This window comes from Streptomyces yerevanensis, assembly GCF_000716805.1.
Taxonomy (GTDB): domain Bacteria; phylum Actinomycetota; class Actinomycetes; order Streptomycetales; family Streptomycetaceae; genus Streptomyces; species Streptomyces flaveus.
The window spans coordinates 120,555-135,482 of the sequence record NZ_JNWJ01000005.1; the positions used below are offsets into that span (position 1 = coordinate 120,555).

17 protein-coding genes are annotated in these 14,928 nt (G+C 71.6%); 7 read left to right on the forward strand and 10 right to left on the reverse strand.

What is annotated here, in order from left to right; genetic code table 11:
* Positions 1–2 precede the first annotated feature (2 nt).
* Genes mbhE through OP79_RS06635 form a run of 4 tightly spaced genes read right to left on the reverse strand, consistent with a single transcriptional unit; the run spans position 3 to position 1,660 of the window.
* Positions 3–776, reverse strand: coding sequence for a hydrogen gas-evolving membrane-bound hydrogenase subunit E (mbhE, locus tag OP79_RS06620; protein WP_033319033.1), 774 nt, complete (start codon positions 774–776; stop codon positions 3–5).
* Positions 773–1,027 (reverse strand): Na(+)/H(+) antiporter subunit B, encoded by a 255-nt coding sequence (locus OP79_RS06625; protein WP_033319034.1) that lies wholly within the window; start codon positions 1,025–1,027, stop codon positions 773–775. The genes mbhE and OP79_RS06625 overlap by 4 nt, the downstream gene beginning before the upstream one ends.
* Positions 1,020–1,478: an MrpF/PhaF family protein gene (locus OP79_RS06630; protein WP_033319035.1), complete on the reverse strand. Its 459-nt coding sequence runs from the start codon at positions 1,476–1,478 to the stop codon at positions 1,020–1,022. The genes OP79_RS06625 and OP79_RS06630 overlap by 8 nt, the downstream gene beginning before the upstream one ends.
* Positions 1,475–1,660 (reverse strand): hypothetical protein, encoded by a 186-nt coding sequence (locus OP79_RS06635; protein ID WP_033319036.1) that lies wholly within the window; start codon positions 1,658–1,660, stop codon positions 1,475–1,477. The genes OP79_RS06630 and OP79_RS06635 overlap by 4 nt, the downstream gene beginning before the upstream one ends.
* A 229-nt stretch (positions 1,661–1,889) precedes the next feature.
* Between OP79_RS06635 and OP79_RS06640 the strand changes: the two genes are divergently transcribed.
* A complete protein-coding gene (locus OP79_RS06640; protein ID WP_078491645.1) occupies positions 1,890–2,543 on the forward strand; it encodes a VanZ family protein in 654 nt (217 codons plus the stop codon).
* Positions 2,544–2,573: 30 nt separating this feature from the next.
* Here OP79_RS06640 and bla read toward each other — a convergent pair whose 3' ends face one another.
* The gene (gene bla / locus OP79_RS06645) at positions 2,574–3,497 is read right to left on the reverse strand and encodes a class A beta-lactamase (protein WP_033319168.1); all 924 of its coding nucleotides are present in this window, start codon (positions 3,495–3,497) and stop codon (positions 2,574–2,576) included.
* 105 nt (positions 3,498–3,602) lie between these two features.
* Positions 3,603–3,839 (reverse strand): hypothetical protein, encoded by a 237-nt coding sequence (locus OP79_RS06650; protein ID WP_033319037.1) that lies wholly within the window; start codon positions 3,837–3,839, stop codon positions 3,603–3,605.
* A 273-nt stretch (positions 3,840–4,112) separates the two neighbouring features.
* Between OP79_RS06650 and OP79_RS06655 the strand changes: the two genes are divergently transcribed.
* Complete coding sequence (locus tag OP79_RS06655) at positions 4,113–5,294, forward strand: FUSC family protein (protein WP_033319169.1); 1,182 nt, start codon at positions 4,113–4,115, stop codon at positions 5,292–5,294.
* A 165-nt stretch (positions 5,295–5,459) separates the two neighbouring features.
* On the opposite strand, the gene OP79_RS06660 is transcribed toward OP79_RS06655, so the two are convergent.
* Entirely contained in the window at positions 5,460–6,437 is a 978-nt protein-coding gene (locus OP79_RS06660; protein WP_033319038.1) for a phosphotransferase family protein, read from the reverse strand.
* A gap of 170 nt (positions 6,438–6,607) precedes the next feature.
* Between OP79_RS06660 and OP79_RS06665 the strand changes: the two genes are divergently transcribed.
* The 3 genes from OP79_RS06665 to OP79_RS06675 all read left to right on the forward strand — a co-directional run bounded on the left by OP79_RS06665 (position 6,608) and on the right by OP79_RS06675 (position 9,829).
* Entirely contained in the window at positions 6,608–7,102 is a 495-nt protein-coding gene (locus OP79_RS06665) for an FBP domain-containing protein (RefSeq protein ID WP_033319039.1), read from the forward strand.
* 147 nt (positions 7,103–7,249) lie between these two features.
* Positions 7,250–8,500 (forward strand): aromatic acid exporter family protein, encoded by a 1,251-nt coding sequence (locus tag OP79_RS06670; RefSeq protein ID WP_033319040.1) that lies wholly within the window; start codon positions 7,250–7,252, stop codon positions 8,498–8,500.
* A gap of 90 nt (positions 8,501–8,590) precedes the next feature.
* Positions 8,591–9,829: a lactonase family protein gene (locus OP79_RS06675; RefSeq protein ID WP_033319170.1), complete on the forward strand. Its 1,239-nt coding sequence runs from the start codon at positions 8,591–8,593 to the stop codon at positions 9,827–9,829.
* Here OP79_RS06675 and OP79_RS06680 read toward each other — a convergent pair.
* A complete protein-coding gene (locus tag OP79_RS06680; RefSeq protein ID WP_033319041.1) occupies positions 9,797–10,522 on the reverse strand; it encodes a DUF2470 domain-containing protein in 726 nt (241 codons plus the stop codon). The genes OP79_RS06675 and OP79_RS06680 overlap by 33 nt on opposite strands.
* Before the next feature lie 214 nt (positions 10,523–10,736).
* Here OP79_RS06680 and OP79_RS06685 point away from each other — a divergent pair, with 214 nt between their 5' ends.
* Entirely contained in the window at positions 10,737–12,809 is a 2,073-nt protein-coding gene (locus OP79_RS06685; RefSeq protein WP_157857286.1) for a zinc ribbon domain-containing protein, read from the forward strand.
* Between the two features lie 83 nt (positions 12,810–12,892).
* On the opposite strand, the gene OP79_RS06690 is transcribed toward OP79_RS06685, so the two are convergent.
* Complete coding sequence (locus OP79_RS06690; protein WP_033319042.1) at positions 12,893–13,723, reverse strand: pentapeptide repeat-containing protein; 831 nt, start codon at positions 13,721–13,723, stop codon at positions 12,893–12,895.
* A gap of 175 nt (positions 13,724–13,898) precedes the next feature.
* On the opposite strand from OP79_RS06690, the gene OP79_RS06695 reads away from it, so the two are divergent.
* Complete coding sequence (locus OP79_RS06695) at positions 13,899–14,099, forward strand: DUF5999 family protein (protein ID WP_033319043.1); 201 nt, start codon at positions 13,899–13,901, stop codon at positions 14,097–14,099.
* 26 nt (positions 14,100–14,125) lie between these two features.
* Here OP79_RS06695 and OP79_RS06700 read toward each other — a convergent pair whose 3' ends face one another.
* Complete coding sequence (locus tag OP79_RS06700; protein WP_033319044.1) at positions 14,126–14,869, reverse strand: PIG-L deacetylase family protein; 744 nt, start codon at positions 14,867–14,869, stop codon at positions 14,126–14,128.
* Positions 14,870–14,928: the final 59 nt, after the last annotated feature.

Genomic DNA, 14,928 nt, shown 5'->3' on the forward strand with positions numbered 1-14,928 from the left:
GCTCACTCCCCGTTCTCCTCGCTTGTCGGTTCGGCGGGCGTCCCGTTGTTCTCCTCGATCTCGACGGCCTGGTCCAGGAAGCGGGCGAGCAGGACGACCACCGCGCAGGCGACCTCCATGCCGATGGCCGCGTTCAGCAGCGGGACGGCGCCGCCGGAGGACAGTGTGTTGAAGGTCCCGTACGGCAGCAGCGTGTTGGCCAGGAAGGCCGTGCCGGCCAGCACCCCCGCGACGCCCAGGACCAGATACGCGGACGCCGCGAGCGCGTCGCCGACCTCGTACAGGCCGACGGGCCGGATCCGCTCCAGGGCGCGGTAGTCGGCGCCGAGGTACAGCAGGTGCAGGGCGGTCGCGGCGACCACGCCGCCCTGGAAGCCACCGCCGGGGCTGAGCTGTCCGTGGGCGATGACGTACAGGCCGGTCAGGAGGGCCACCGGGAGCGTGAGGAGCGCGTAGCGGCGTACGGGGACGGCCACTTGCGCGGGTGCCGGGCGGGCGCGGTGTTCCTCGCGGGTCTGGCGCAGCAGCACGACGGTACCCAGGACCGCCGAGAAGAGGATGGTCATCTCGCCCAAGGTGTCGAAGCCACGCTGGTCGAAGATGACGGACGACACCGTGTTGGCGGTGTGCCGGGCCAGCGACTCGCGCACCGCCCGGTCCCCGTAGGGGTGTTGGCCGCCGCCGAAGCCGGGCAGTTCCAGGCAGGCGGCGACGAGGAGCACCGCGAGGCCTGCGCCGCCGACGGCGAGGATCCACAGCCGTACGCGCCTGGTCATTCTGTACGCCCCTTCCGCTGCCGCCGCACCTTGCGCACCGAGAGGAGCAGCAGGAGCGGGGTGAGGGCCGATCCGACGGCGAGTTGGGAGAGGGCCACGTCGGGGGCCTGGAGCACGGTGAACAGCAGGGCGAGCGCGACGCCGAGCACGGCCAGGACCAGGGCCTGGCGTACGGGATCGCGGACCGCGACGGCGGCGGTCGCGGTGGCGGCGACCAGCAGCAGGGCGACGGCGATCACCGCATCATCCATGGCGGTCCTCGCCCTTGGGCATGCCGTGGGCCAGCGCCCGGGACGCGACGAGGGTGCCGCCGATCAACAGCACGCCCGTCACCAGGAGTTTCACCATGGCCCGGCCCGGTCCGGTGGCCACGCACACCACGAGGACGACCGCCGCGCCGAAACCCGCGGCCACCCAGGTGAGCGCACGGGCGCGCGGCGGATCCTCGTCCAGGTCCTCGGCGAGCAGCCGGGCGAAGACGAGGGTTCCGACGGGGCCCAGGAGGGCGAGGACCAGGGCGATATCGACGTACGACGGCCTGCCGTAGCCCTGGGCGAGCAGCAGCAGAGCGGGACAGAACAGAGTGGTGGACAGGTTCTGTGCGACGGCCCGGCGCCGCAGCGGGCCCGTGGCCACCCCCCACACCACCGCCGCGCCGCCCCCGGCGAATGCGGCCGTCGCCGTGGCGGTCCAGCCGTTCATCCCGCACTCACCGCCCGGCGCGCGGCGCGCGCCGCGACGGCCCCGACGAGGGCGGCACCCGCGCCCACCACCAACTCCAAGGCGTCCACGGTGGTGATGAACACCAGCCAGAGAACGGCCAGGGCGACCCACCAGGCGAGGACTTCGGCCAGGGCGCGGATCAGGGTCGTACGTCGCGTCATGCGCACCACCTCCGAACCACTGACTCTTTTCACCCGGTATGCCCGACACGTCATCCAAACACCGTCCGGGGGGCGTCCGGCGGCGGCGCGCGACGCGTTTATGCCCGGAGTCCCCCGGTATCGCAGGGAAAAACTCGGAGTTACCGGTTCGGACCCGGTCGTCGGCATCGTCGACCGTTTCGTGGGTAACTGTCTTGGCTGAAGCGTCACTTGAACGCTGGAGGGTTGCATGGCCCGTGCTCAGAAGCCACGTACTAGCGCCCCGAAGTCCCGTTCTGGCACCCCGAAATCAGGCTCAGGTGCCCCGAAATCAGGCTCTGGCACCCCGAAGTCCCGCTCAAGCGCCTCAAAGTCCCGCTCCCGTACGGCTCGTACGGCGAAGCCTGGCCGCAAGCCGGCGCCCGCGCCGAGCGGCCGACGTCCCCTCCCCCTCGTCGTACGCCTGCTGGTGCTGGTGGTAGCCGTCGCCGCCATGGTGGCGTTCGCCGCCGCGCTGGCCCGGATCACGCTCCAGCCCTCGCCCGCCTCCGAAGCGCTGACGCACAGCAACCTGCACCCCGGCCGCTCCCTGCGGGCCTACCTGGACCAGCCCGAACTCCGCGACGCGGCCAGGCAGATCGGCGGCAACCTCCTCCTCGGCATCCCCTTCGGGATCCTGCTGCCCGTGGTACTCCCCCGGGCGCGCGGCATCCTGCGGGTGCTCGCGCTGACCGCGGCGGTGATGCTGCTCGTCGAGCTGGTGCAGGGGGCACTGATCACCGGGCGCGCCTTCGACATCGATGACGTACTGCTCAACACCACCGGGGCGATGGTCGGTTATCTGCTCCTCGGCAGGCGGATGGGCCGGGCCGTGCACCCGCGCAAGCCCAAGGGCACGGCCTGAACCATGTCCGGTTCGCTCGCCTCGCGACGGCTAGACCAGCGCCTTCGCGAGGAGGGCGGCGGTCTTGGCGACGAGTGGTTCGTCCATCGGGGTGTCGGGTTCGCCATCGGGCTTCGTGGACAGGACGGCCAGCACGATCGGTGTGCCGTCCGGTGTCCAGGCGATGCCCGCGTCGTTGGTGGTGCCGTACTTGCCGGTGCCCGTCTTGTCGCCGAGGGCCCAGTCCTCGGGCAGGCCCGCGCGGAAGCGGTTGGTGCTGGTGGTGTTGGCGAGCAGCCATGCGGTCAGCTGCCGCCGGTCCCGGGGCGTAAGGGCGTCGCCGAGGGCGAGCTTCGCATACGTCCACCCGATGGCGGCCGGGCTCGAGGTGTCCGTCACGCGCCCTGGTTCGGCCGAGTTGAGTTCGGGCTCCCAGCGGTCGAGCCGGGTCGTCCTGTCCCCGATCGAGCGGCAGAAGCGGGTGATGGCCGTCGGGCCGCCGAGTTCGCGGAGCAGGAGGTTCGCGGCGCAGTTGTCGCTGTAGGCGACGGCGGCCTCGCACAGCTCGGCGACGGTCATGCCGTTCGCGAGGTTCTCCTCCGTGCCGGTGACCGGGGCGCCGCCCGATTCTTCGACGTCCTGCTCGGTGTACCTGATGCGCAGGGCGAGGAACTCGCCGTGCCGGTCGAGGTCCCTCAGGACGGCGGCGGCAGCGAGCGTCTTGAACACCGAGCACATCGGAAAGGATTCGTCCGCGCGGTACAACACGCTCCGGCCGGTCACGGTGTTGCGTCCGAACACCCCGAGCCGGGCGGAATGCTCCCGCTCGAGATCGTTCAGCGCCCGCGAGATGTCGTCCACCGCGCCCGACGAGGCCGCATGGGCCGATCCGTTCGCGGACACGGCGGCGAGGGCCGTACCGGCGCCGAGGGCGAGCACCGCGCGGCGGCTGGGACGTACTGCCGATAACTCCACGTTCACTGTCTCCTCGTATCGATGATCAGTGTTCGCAGAGGCAAGACTCCCCGCCGGCTCCTCGCGGTTCCCTCACTCACGGGGTGTCGTGGGCCACAGCGGACGCTAGTGGATCGTCCACGTGTGCTTGTCGCCGCCCACCCAGCGGACGGCCTCGGGGTCGTCGGCGTCGTGCACCGGGATGCCGTACGCCGCGGCGGCGACCAGGACGTCGGTGAAGGACTTGGCCTCCCCGATGACGGCACCGTCGATCTCCACGATACGGAAGGGCGGATTGCCGGGCTGTACGCCCAGCACCATGATCCGCGGGTGCGAAATGTAGGGGCTTGCGATTTCAGTCATGATCCCACCGGTTCCACACGCGTGCCGCCGGTAAGCCTGCCGGAGCGGCGATGTCAGTCGTGGCACTGGGCTGCGCCGACAGGGCCGGCGTCCGAACGAGGTTCCCACTTCATGGTGGCACAGCGGGGCTCCGGTGGCCGCTGTGCGGAGCCGTTCCGAGTGACGCGACACTGCCGGCGTGGGTGCGGCATCGGGAAGTGCCGGCCGGTGTGACCTCGTAGCGCCGAGGGCCGGGATGTGTGCGCGTCCCGTCTCTCCGGTTACCCGGACCTGATGATCCGTGTGACCGAGGCCAAGGACCGGGTGCGGAACGAGTTGCTGACCGTGGCCGATGCCGCGCGGCGGGCCCGGCGGGAGCCGGGCAGGGAACGCGACCTCGTCGTGCAGTCGCTCAAGGCCGCCGCGGCGGCGCTGCTCGCGTGGATCGTGGCGGACGAATGGCTCGCCGATCCGATGGCGCTGATGGCGCCCTGGGTGGCCGTGGTCCTGGTGCAGGCCACGGTCTACAGCTCGCTGCGGCAGGGGGCCCAGCAGTTCGCGGCGATCTGCGTCGGCACGCTGCTGGCCTCGTCTGCACAGGCCCTCACGGGCAACACCCTGGCCGCCCTCGCGCTGTCCGTCCCGGTGCTGATGCTGCTCGCCAACTGGCCCCGCTTCGGCGACCAGGGCATCTACGCCACGACCACCGCCCTGTTCACGCTCTCCTCGGACACCGTGACGACCTCCGCGATCAGCCACCGGCTCGCTCAGGCCGCCCTCGGAGCCGCCATCGGGATCGCCGTCAACGCCCTGGTCCTGCCGCCGGTCCACCTGCGCGACGTACGCGAGAACCTGGCGGCTCTCGCGCAGGAGACGGGTGACGTGCTGGCCGATATCGCCGAGGACCTGAGGCAGGGCGACTGGGACGCGTCGATCACCGCGCACTGGTCGCGCGCCTCCGCCCGGCTGGCACGCCGGCTCGACGGTCTGCAGGCGGCCAGGGGCTGGAGCCAGGAGAGCCTGCGGCTCACGAGGGACTGGCTGAGGGCGTTCCACCGGGTGCCGCTGGACGTTCCGGCGGCGGACGAGGACGAGCGGTGGAGCAGGATCACCGGGCATGTGGCGGCACTGATCCGGGCGCTTGCGGTCGCGGCCGACAGCGAGCGGACCGCCGACCTGCCGGACGGCACGGCGCTGCGCAGCTACGCCCGGCTGCTCGCCCTGCTCGGGGAAGCCTGCCACCGCGAGAGCTGTTGGCTGCTGGAGCCGGGCGGACGCCAGGACGGTTCGTACGCGTACGGCACTGACCGCCGGGCGGAGGCGACGATGCGGGAGCTGCACGAGGCGCTGCAGGCGAGCCTGCGCGACCACGCCGGTCTGGGCGCCCCCCGCGCCGCCGTCCTGGGCACCCTGCTGCTCCAGGCCGAGAACATCTGGGCCGAGACCGAGCGACCGGGCCGGGCGCACCGCACGTGAGGCATCGATCATGAGACATCGATCGTGATGCATCTCACGATTGACCTGCACGGACCTGGAAACACCCGCCAGTAGTTTCCCGTTGAATAAGTCGTGGGACCCCGACCGTGATTCCCCCGTCCGGTCGGGGTCCCTTTCCGTTCCGGGCTCGCCAAGGCCGGAGGCTTACACCTCGAGTTCGGCCAGGGCAGCGGTCAGTTCCGGAGAGACGACCTTGCGGACCCAGGACTCGTTCTCCTTGCCCGAGGCTCGGGGAACGAGCTCGATATGCATGATCAGGTAGAGGTAGCTGCGGTAGAGGGCGAGACGTCGACGGGCAGCGGGGGTGAACTCGGCGTGGCCGCCCGCCTCTTGGTAGCCCGCCAGGAACGCCTCGTCCTGCTTGATGTCGCCGAGCAGCGCCAGAGAGACGAAGTCCGCCAGCGGATCGCCCCAGAACATGCGCTCGCCGTCGATCAGTCCACCGATCACGGGTGACGCGCTGCCCTCCGGGCGCTCGACCAGGATGTTCCCCTGCCACAGATCGAAGTGCACGAGGCACGGCTCCGAGACCTCGTCGAGCGCGTCGTACGCGGCCTTGGCCGTCCGGGCCACCTCGTCCACCGGCCGGGGCAGCCACGCACGATAGCGGCGGGCGTCGTCCAGAACGGCGTCGTACATCGTGGTGAAGGCCGTACGCCAGTCTTCGACCAACGGCCCGAGGGCACCGGACGGGTATCCGTAGCCGGGCCCGGTCACCCGGTGGAGTCGGGCCACCTGCCGCCCCAACTCCCTACGAAGGCCAGCCTGTTCGCCGTCCGTGATGGAGGAGTCCCACGGTTCCCCCGGGCATGCCGCCATCAGCAGATAGCGCCCGGTGGACGCGGACTCGTCGAGACAGAAGCCCACCACACGCGGTGCGACCACGTCGACTGCGGCGGCGGCACGATAGAACTCCGCCTCGGAGGCGAGCAGTTCACGCTCGTGACTCATACCGGGGTCGGCAGACGGGGGCGGGACCTTCAGTACGTACCGACTGCCGTCGTCGAGCAGCAGCTCCTCGACGGCGTTGTACGTTCCCCCGTCCAACGACCGGCAGCGGGCAAGCCGTTCCCCCGCCACCCCGACCGCCTCAAGGATCCGCTGAGCCCGCTCCTCCGACATCCTGCCCCCACCCCGTTCATGGTCCGGCCTCCGGTTCGGGTACAGCGTACGATCCCCGAAATCCATTAGCGCACCTCGATACGGCTATGTAGCGTAGGCCAAAACCTAGGACTTCTAGGTTTCGCCATCGGCCCGACCGACAGCCCCGACCCCCCAGAAGGACCCGCACGATGAGACCACTCACCGAGCAGGACATACGCAACTCATTCATCAACTGCTCCAAGGGAGAGGCCAAACGCCTGGCGATACCGCGCGACCTGGCCGAACGCCCGTGGAACGACCTGGACTTCCTCGGCTGGCGAGATCCGGGAGCGCCCGACCGCAGCTATCTCGTCACCGAGCGCGAGGACCGGCTCGTCGGCGTGACCCTGCGCTTCCCGTCCTCGCAGCGCGGTTTCCTGCACCGCAGCATGTGCTCCCTGTGCATGACGACCCACCCGGGCAGCGGGGTCTGTCTGATGACGGCGCGCAAAGCGGGCGCGGCAGGCCGCGAGGGCAACTCCGTCGGGGTCTACATGTGCGCCGACCTGGCCTGCTCCTTGTACGTACGCGGCAAGAAGATCCCGGAGTCCGGACTCCGCATCGAGGAGAGCCTCACGGTGGAGCAACAGATCGCCCGGACGACGGGCCGTCTCTCCGCCTTCCTGGACAGGCTGTACACCTGACCCCGGCCGGCCACCCGGCCTGGCCCCGGCCCGCCATCAGGGCCGTGTCAGACTGACCGCTCGGCCGGTGTGTCCCCGCCGTCCCTCCGGGTGAGCCGCACCCTCAGGACACGTTCGGTGCGGCTGCGGAACGGGAAGTGGCCAAAGATGCGGGATGTACGTGAGGCATGGGCCGCCGCCGCGGCCCAGGTCGCGAAGTGGCGCCAGGAGCCGGTGATCGTCCAAACCGTGCGGTCGGCCGCGGCCGCGACGGTCGCGTACGTGGTCGCGCTGCAGTTCAGCCCGGAGGTGGCACCGCTCACCGCTCCGCTGACCGCACTCCTCGTCGTCCAGGTGACCCTCTACTCCACGCTCACCACGGGCGTACGCCGGGTGAACTCCGTGGTGGCCGGCGTGCTCCTCGCCATCGCGTTCAGCGCCATCGTCGGACTCACATGGTGGAGCCTCGGCCTGCTGATCCTCGCCTCGCTGGCCGTCGGCCACCTGGTGCGGGTCAGCGAGTTCGTGCCCGAGGTGGCGATCAGCGCGATGCTGGTCCTCGGCGTCACCAGAGTCGGCGACACGGCCTGGGCGCGAGTGCTGGAGACCGTCATCGGAGCCGTGGTCGGGCTCGGCTGCAATCTGCTCTTCTCTCCCCCGGTGTGGGTGGGCGCGGCCGGCGACTCCATCGAGGATCTGGCCCGCCGTATGCGGCAGTTGATGCTGCTGGTCGGCGAGGAGGCGGGCGGGCGCACCCCCGTGGCGTACGCGGCGGAACGCCTGTACGAGGCCCGCCGCCTCGACCACGACATCGTCGAGGTGGACGCGGCCCTCAAGCAGGCCGAGGACAGCCTGAAGCTCAATCCCCGGGTACGCGAAGGGCTGCTGCACCGGGTCGTTCTGCGGACCGGACTCGACACGCTGGAGATCTGCACGGTGGTCCTGCGGGTGCTCGCCCGCAGTCTCACCGACCTCGCCAGGCTGCGTGAGCCCGACGAGCGGCTGTTCGAGCGGGAGACCGGCGCGGCGGTGGAGCAGCTGCTGGCCGAGGTCGGCGATGCCGTGGTCAGCTTCGCCGTCCTGGTCACCACCGACGTCAGCCGCAGCGCGGAGTCCGCGGAGGCCCGGCTCGCCACCGAACTGGCCTCGGCGACCGCCACCCGCGACAAACTGGCCCAGCTCATGCTCGACGAGGTGCAGCGGGACGCGCGCCAGTGGCAACTGCACGGCGCGGTGCTCACCGAGGTCACCCGGATCCTCGACGAGCTCGACATGGAGCGCCGCTCCGATCGGCTCCTGGAGGAACTGGACCGCTGCACTCGCGAGCAGAGCGAACGCATGCCCAGCCTGACCCGCATGCGCCACCGTCTGCGGGGGCTCCGGCGGAAGCCACGTACCTCCTCGGACCGAGCTGCCTGACCCGCCACTCGGAGCCGCATTTGCCCCGCACCGCCGCGAGCGGCCAAGGTGGCTGTCACGGCCGTGGCGATCGAGACCAGAGGTGCGGGCATGAGCAAGGGTGCGGAACCGGCGCGAGGCGCGCTCAGCAGGCGCCGTTTCGTCAGGGTCGGGGCGTTCGCGGCTGCCGCGGTGACCGCCCCGGCCGGCTGCGGCACCCAGGAGGACACCCCGGACAGCCCCGAGGCCGCCACCACCTCCACCCCCGCGCGTGCCACGTCCCCCTCCACCTCCGCGAAGCCCCGCCCCACCGGCCCCCGCCCGCTCTTCCTCGGCACGTACACCTCGGCCGAGGGCGGCGGCACCGGCATCGGACTCGCGACGTACGACATCACCACGGGCCGTATCACCGGCACGGGAACCCTCACCGGCATCGGCGACCCGTCCTATCTCGCGGCGCACCCGGACGGCCGTACGCTCTACGCGGTCAACGAGCGCGAGGACGGCGGCGTGACGGCGGTCCGGCTGTCAACAGGCGGGCAGCACAAGGTACTTGGTACACGCACTACGGGAGGTGCCGCTCCCACCCATCTGTCCGTGCACCCCGGCGGGCGCTGGCTCCTGAGCGCCAACTACGGGTCCGGCAGCGTGGCGGTGCACCCCATCGAGGCCTCGGGCGCGCTCGGCGAGCGTACGGATCTGGTGACGCACTCCAGCCCGCCGCCCGGCCCCGGACAGGAGGGGCCGCACGCGCACCAGTTCATCACCAGCCCGGACGGCGGCCATGTACTCGCGGTCGATCTGGGCACGGACACGGTCTACACGTACCGCCTGGACGAATCCGCGGGCACCCTCCGCCCGGTCTCCCAGGCACGCACACGCCCGGGCGCGGGCCCGCGCCATCTCACCTTCCACCCCGGGGGCCGCTTCGCCTACCTGGCGAACGAACTCGACAACACGGTCACGGTGTGCGGCTACGACCCGGCGACGGGACGGCTGACGCCGGGCGATCCGCAGCCCACGGGCACGGGCGAGGGCACGAGTTACCCGGCGCAGCTGCTCGTCACGCCGAACGGCTCGTACGCGTATCTCGCCAACCGCGGCCACAACAGCCTGACCCGGTACGCCGTCGAGGCGGACGGGGCCCGGCTGCGCCTGCTGGACACCGTGCCCGTGCGCGGCGACTTCCCGCGGCACATCGCCTTCTCGCCGGGCGGGAATCTGCTGTTCGCCGCGAACCAGAAGTCGAGCACGGTCAGCGTCTTCCACGTCGACGGGAAATCCGGCGAACTACGGCTCGCGGGCGAGCCGTTCGCGTCACCCGTCGCCGTCTGTGCGCTGCCGCTGTAGCGCCCGGGGGCAGGTTCCGGCGCTGGCCTGGGAGAGGAGGATGTGCATGCGTTCCGTCAGCTGGCCGAGGTCGTCGGCGGGCCGGTGGAAGGGCAGCCGTACGTCGCCGTGGTCGCGTGAGCGCTCGATGCGCAGGGTCAGCGCGTGCCGGTCGACGGCGAGCGGCTGGACGCGTACCGCGCCGTGCAGGTTGTCGGGCTCGACGAGGCGGGTGAGCCGCTCGACGGCGTCCGGGTGGCAGTCGGCGAGGTGGGTCAGCAGCCGGGCCTCGGCGGTGGCCAGCGGGTCGGGTTCGGTTCGGGCGTACTCGTCGCGGTCGACCACGACCGCCCCGCCGCCGTCGCGCAGCACGATGCGGGTCGGGCTGAACGCGAGGTGTCCCTCCTCGGGCTTGAACCAGCCGGCCATCCAGAGCCGGGCGCGGATGCGGTTGCGTACGGGGACGGGCGCCACGTCGGCGAACTCGAGGACGGCGGACGGCTCTCCGCGCGGCGCGCAGATCGCGGCCGCAGTGAGCATGCTGTCGTCCGGCAGGTGCAGCAGCACGCGGCCGTCCTCGGCGACGGTGTGGACGCCGATGAACTCCTCGCGGCCGCCCTCGGCGGTCACCGCGCAGGACCAGGCCGTGGCGAGCACGGAGCGGGCACGCTGAGCCGTTGCCGGCACGGCGGTCCACGTGTGACGGTCACCCATCCCAAACCTCCCTTAGGTAAGCCTTGCCTAACTTACCTAAGATCTGGGCTCAGGCCAACCAGTTCAGGGTCTTCAACTGTTGGCGGTTTTGCTGCGTTTTCCTGTGCGATTCGGGCGTGGTCGGTCGGGTGCGTGTCTTTGTGCGGAGGTCGGTCGTTAGGCCGATCGGGTGCACGGATGTGCCCCGTTCGGGACCGGGCAGGGGGTGGTGGGCGTGGGACGGTTGGTGGCGACGGCGCCGTGCACCGCCTTCGGCGGCGTGGTCGAGGGCAGCGGCGAGCATGTCGGCCAGGCCCTGCTGCATGAACGGGTGGGGTTTCTCGCCAAGTTGAGCCGCGAGCTGACCTCCGCACTGGTGGCCGCCCGGTGGGACGAGGCCTCGCTGCAGGTGCTGGCCGCCGGGGTCGACGGGCGGGGCGAGCCGTTGCCGTCCAAGGGCTGGATGGCGCTGCGCCGCCTGGGCTGGCAGCACACGGCGGCTCTCGCGGAGGGGGTGTACGTGTCGGACCGGGTGCGCCGCGGGGCGGAGGAGTACGCGGCGCGCACCCTGCGGCTGGCCGGGCACCGGCGCGCCCTGCTGGCGGCCGTCCTGGCGACCTGGCCCGCCGACCCCCACCGGCGTACCGGGGCGGAGTGGGAGGCACTGCGGGCCCTGCTGCCGACCGGGGTCAGCAATGCGGAGATCCGCAACCGCACCCGGCAGGTGCGCGCGTATCTGGCCGAACACGGGAAACTGCCCGCCGGTTTGTGTGAGCTGGAGGAGCCGCCCGAGATCGCCGCGCAGGTGTTGCTGGCGGCGATGGACCGCCAGCAGGTCACCCTGCAGCGGGTGGATGCAGGGCTGGCCCGGCTGCGGGTGAAACTCCCGCTGTGCGCCGCCCCCGGCTCCGGCCGGGACTGGGCCTGGCACGTGCTCGACCTACGCCTGCCGGGCACCGTCGAGGCGGATGCGGTGCTGCACACCCCGACCCTGCGCCCCACCCGCGGCGGGCGGATCGCCGTGGACCTGCCGCACTCCCGGCCGCTCTCCGCCGCTCCGGTCGCCGGGCACACCGTGACGGTGGGCTTCGACTGGGGGGTCAACACCCTGCTCACCGGCACGGTGGGCCGCCTGACCGGCAGGGCCGGGCAGGCGCGGGTGGTCACCGACGGTCGCCCCCTGCTCTTCGACGCCACCGCCGTCAGCGCGAAACTGCACCGGCTGCGCCGCCACCGCGAACACCTCGCCGCCCGACGCGACCACTACCGGGCCCTCGCGGACGGACTCGGCTCCCCGCACCTCGCCTGGGGTCGGCTCCTTGACCGGGCCGCGGTGCTGGAGGTCGAGCACGCGCGGGTGTGTGCCCGCATCCGCCACCTCAATCAGGCGCTGGTCTGGTCCGCGGCCCGCTGGGCCGTCGACCAGACCCTCACACTCGGCGCCACCGTCATCTACCTCGAAGACCTGGCCACCCTCGAGACCCGCGGCAAACGCCAAGGCAACGCGAGGCTGTCGGGACAGGTGCGCGGCACCCTCGTCGAGGCCATCCGGCACCTGGCCGCCAAGGCGGGCCTCGCGGTGGTCACCGTCCCCGCAAGGGGCACCTCCGCCCGCTGCCCGCAATGCCTGGGCCCGCTGGGCCACCACCCGGCCCCGGACCGGCTCCACGTGCGCGGCTGGGCCTGGGCCCACTGCCCCGGCTGCCACCTGTCGATCGACCGGGACCACGCGGCCGCCCGCCGGATCGTCTCCCGCGGCCTGCTCGCCCAGGCCCACACCACCACCGACCGCACCACCGGTGCCCGCACCCTCCGCACCACCGTCGACGGCACCGTCACCGCGGTGCGCCGCCCGAAGAAGACCACCCGCCGCCTGCGCCGCGCCCGCCGACAGGCAGCCGCGCCGCCCCGGCCGGCTGGGGCAAAGGCCACCCCGGGAAAATCCCGCCCCACTCCGGCCCGGCCCTCCCCGGTCAGCCGGTCTCAGACTTCCCGTCGTATGCCCGAGGTGCGTACGGTCCCCGCCACCACCCCCACCGGGGCGGTAAAGCGTCCGGCGGGGCATGACACCCAGGCACCAGCCCATACCGGGCCGGTGCCAGGTCATGGAGTACCCGCCCCCGACAACCGGCCGGAGCTTGCTCCGGCCGGCAGGGTGCGGCTCTCCCGCGGAACCTGTCGGCGGCGCACCCGCGCCGCCCAGCGGACCGGCTTCCACCACGTGCACGCCACCGAGGTCCACCCCCTCACTCCGAGGTTCGGACCCCACCACGGCGGCACACGGCCACGCCGCGCCCGAAAAGCCTGAAACCCTCAGGCACACACAGAGTTCCCGAGACGCTCTTTTCACAGGAAGGAGGCCCATCGACCTCAGCGGACGGGCGATCGTCCTCAGAGCTGCGCTGTCCAGTGCACGGGTCGGGTGACCGTCTCCGGAAGCCTCGTACTCCCGCTCCCTCGAGCCGAGTTGAGCTGGGGCTGGGTCAGGAAGAAGGCGCCGGTCAGGTCCGCGTCCGTGAGGTCGGCGTCGCGGAGATCCGCGCCGATGAGGTCCGCGCCCCGTAGGTCGGCGCCGGTCAGGTCGGCGGCGATGAGGTAGGCGCCGCGCAGGTTGGCGCCCCGGAGATCGGCTCCCTTGAGGCGGGCGCCCATGAGGTCTGCGCCCCGGCGGTCCTTCTTGCGGCCACGGGTGCCCGCCCGCACCAGCTCGCTCGTCCGCAGCAGGAGTTCGTTGACCTGTTGCCGGTGCGCACCCACGTCCAACTCGCCGAGTTCCTCCGGGGTTTGGCGCGTGAGCCGCTCGGTCTCGCGGAGCAGTCGGCGGAGGTCGGCGTGCACCGGGCGGGCGGCGGGCAGGGTCAGCGCCTCCGACAGGTACCAGAGCAGTTCATGCAGCTGCCGTACGACCGGAAAGACGTCGAACATCCGCCGGGCGCGCTCCGGCGTCCCCGACCGCCAGTCCTGGCCGCCGAAGGTGACCTGCGAGACCTGCTGCCCGGCGCCGAAGCAGTCGTAGACGGTGCAACCGGTGAAGCCGCGCTGCCGCAGCTCGGTGTGGATGCCGCAGCGGGAGTCGGTGCGCAGGTGGGAGCAGGGCTTCCCGGCCTCCTTGTCGACCGCGAAGTCCGCCGAGGCCGAGAAGGGCAGCGCGACACAGCAAAGGCCGAAGCAGCGGGTGCAGTCCGCGCGCAGATCGTGGAGGTCAAGGGGGTGGTCCGGCATGCCGGACAGCCTACGTCGGGCTCGGCCGGACCCATCCGGCTCCCCTCCGCCGAACGAATCCTCACCGATGAATTTCCGGCCTTGTGGGGGTCTCCACATACAGAGGAAAACAAGCTCCGCTACTACAGAGATACGAGCCCATAGATACGAGCCACCCGAACCCGAGGAGAGCGTCATGTGCACCCACCAGCCGCCGTGCCCGACCGCCGAGAGCCCCGACCACCACGCCGCCGTGATCGTGTCCGCACATCCCGAGCAGGGCTGGTACCGGCTGTGCAACGGCACCATCGTCTTCGACGACACCGGCGAGATCCTCCCCGACGGCCGCGTCGTCAACCCGCACCGCGACCTCGGCCCGCTGACCGTGGCCGCCTGACCTACCAACTGAAGAGCTCGAAGGACCTACCGGCCGAACAGCTCGAAGGCCACGGCCGGCTTCCCGCCGAAGCGTTCGCCCATCTCCTGCGCATAGCCGATCAGGAAGCCACGGACGTACGTCTCAGGATCCTCGTCCGTCAACACCTCGATGTACGTGCGGTGCTCGAGCAGAGACCGCACCGCCCGCTCAAGCCCCGGCGTCGCGTCCACCGCGTGCGTGGGGCTCGCCGAACCGGCCACGGCGACCCAGCGGACCCCGTTCCAGGGCTCGAGGCCCTGGTCGGCCAGCTCGGGAAAGATCCAGCGGTTCCCCGCGTCAGCGGCGGCGTCGAGCGTGGCCCGTCCCACGGCGACATGGTCCGGGGTGTTCCAGCCGGCCCCGCCCCAGGTGTCCCGGTGGTTGAGAGTGATGACCAGTTCGGGCCGGTACTTGCGGATCGCCGCCGCGATGTCCCGCCGCAGCGCGATCCCGTACTCGACGACCCCGTCCCTGTGGTCGAGGAACTCCACCTCACTCACCCCGACGACGGCCGCACTGGCCCGCTGCTCCCGCTCCCGCAGCGGCGCGCACTCGGCAGGGTCCAGCGTGTCGATGCCCGCCTCACCACGGGTCGCCAGCACATACGCGACCTCCCGGCCCGCGTCCGTCCACACGGCGATCGCGGCCGAGCAGCCGTACTCGAGGTCGTCCGGATGGGCCACCACGGCGAGAGCGCGCTGCCAGTCGTCGGGCATGAGCCTCAGCTGGTCGTTCGTCGGCTCCGTCATGGTGCGCAGATTAGTGGGGCCCGGTCGTGCGCGCCGGACAAAAACCGGGCAGAGCGACA

What these genes read in the sequence shown, in the direction of transcription:
- OP79_RS06700 (WP_033319044.1), bottom strand. Translation starts at nt 14,869, where the DNA reads ATGACGGAGCCGACGAACGACCAGCTGAGGCTCATGCCCGACGACTGG.
- OP79_RS06680 (WP_033319041.1), bottom strand. Translation starts at nt 10,522, where the DNA reads ATGGGTGACCGTCACACGTGGACCGCCGTGCCGGCAACGGCTCAGCGT.
- OP79_RS06665 (WP_033319039.1), top strand. Translation starts at nt 6,608, where the DNA reads ATGAGACCACTCACCGAGCAGGACATACGCAACTCATTCATCAACTGC.
- OP79_RS06655 (WP_033319169.1), top strand. Translation starts at nt 4,113, where the DNA reads ATGATCCGTGTGACCGAGGCCAAGGACCGGGTGCGGAACGAGTTGCTG.
- OP79_RS06650 (WP_033319037.1), bottom strand. Translation starts at nt 3,839, where the DNA reads ATGACTGAAATCGCAAGCCCCTACATTTCGCACCCGCGGATCATGGTG.
- OP79_RS06640 (WP_078491645.1), top strand. Translation starts at nt 1,890, where the DNA reads ATGGCCCGTGCTCAGAAGCCACGTACTAGCGCCCCGAAGTCCCGTTCT.
- OP79_RS06660 (WP_033319038.1), bottom strand. Translation starts at nt 6,437, where the DNA reads ATGTCGGAGGAGCGGGCTCAGCGGATCCTTGAGGCGGTCGGGGTGGCG.
- OP79_RS06695 (WP_033319043.1), top strand. Translation starts at nt 13,899, where the DNA reads ATGTGCACCCACCAGCCGCCGTGCCCGACCGCCGAGAGCCCCGACCAC.
- OP79_RS06625 (WP_033319034.1), bottom strand. Translation starts at nt 1,027, where the DNA reads ATGGATGATGCGGTGATCGCCGTCGCCCTGCTGCTGGTCGCCGCCACC.
- OP79_RS06690 (WP_033319042.1), bottom strand. Translation starts at nt 13,723, where the DNA reads ATGCCGGACCACCCCCTTGACCTCCACGATCTGCGCGCGGACTGCACC.
- OP79_RS06630 (WP_033319035.1), bottom strand. Translation starts at nt 1,478, where the DNA reads ATGAACGGCTGGACCGCCACGGCGACGGCCGCATTCGCCGGGGGCGGC.
- mbhE (WP_033319033.1), bottom strand. Translation starts at nt 776, where the DNA reads ATGACCAGGCGCGTACGGCTGTGGATCCTCGCCGTCGGCGGCGCAGGC.
- OP79_RS06635 (WP_033319036.1), bottom strand. Translation starts at nt 1,660, where the DNA reads ATGACGCGACGTACGACCCTGATCCGCGCCCTGGCCGAAGTCCTCGCC.
- OP79_RS06675 (WP_033319170.1), top strand. Translation starts at nt 8,591, where the DNA reads ATGAGCAAGGGTGCGGAACCGGCGCGAGGCGCGCTCAGCAGGCGCCGT.
- OP79_RS06670 (WP_033319040.1), top strand. Translation starts at nt 7,250, where the DNA reads ATGCGGGATGTACGTGAGGCATGGGCCGCCGCCGCGGCCCAGGTCGCG.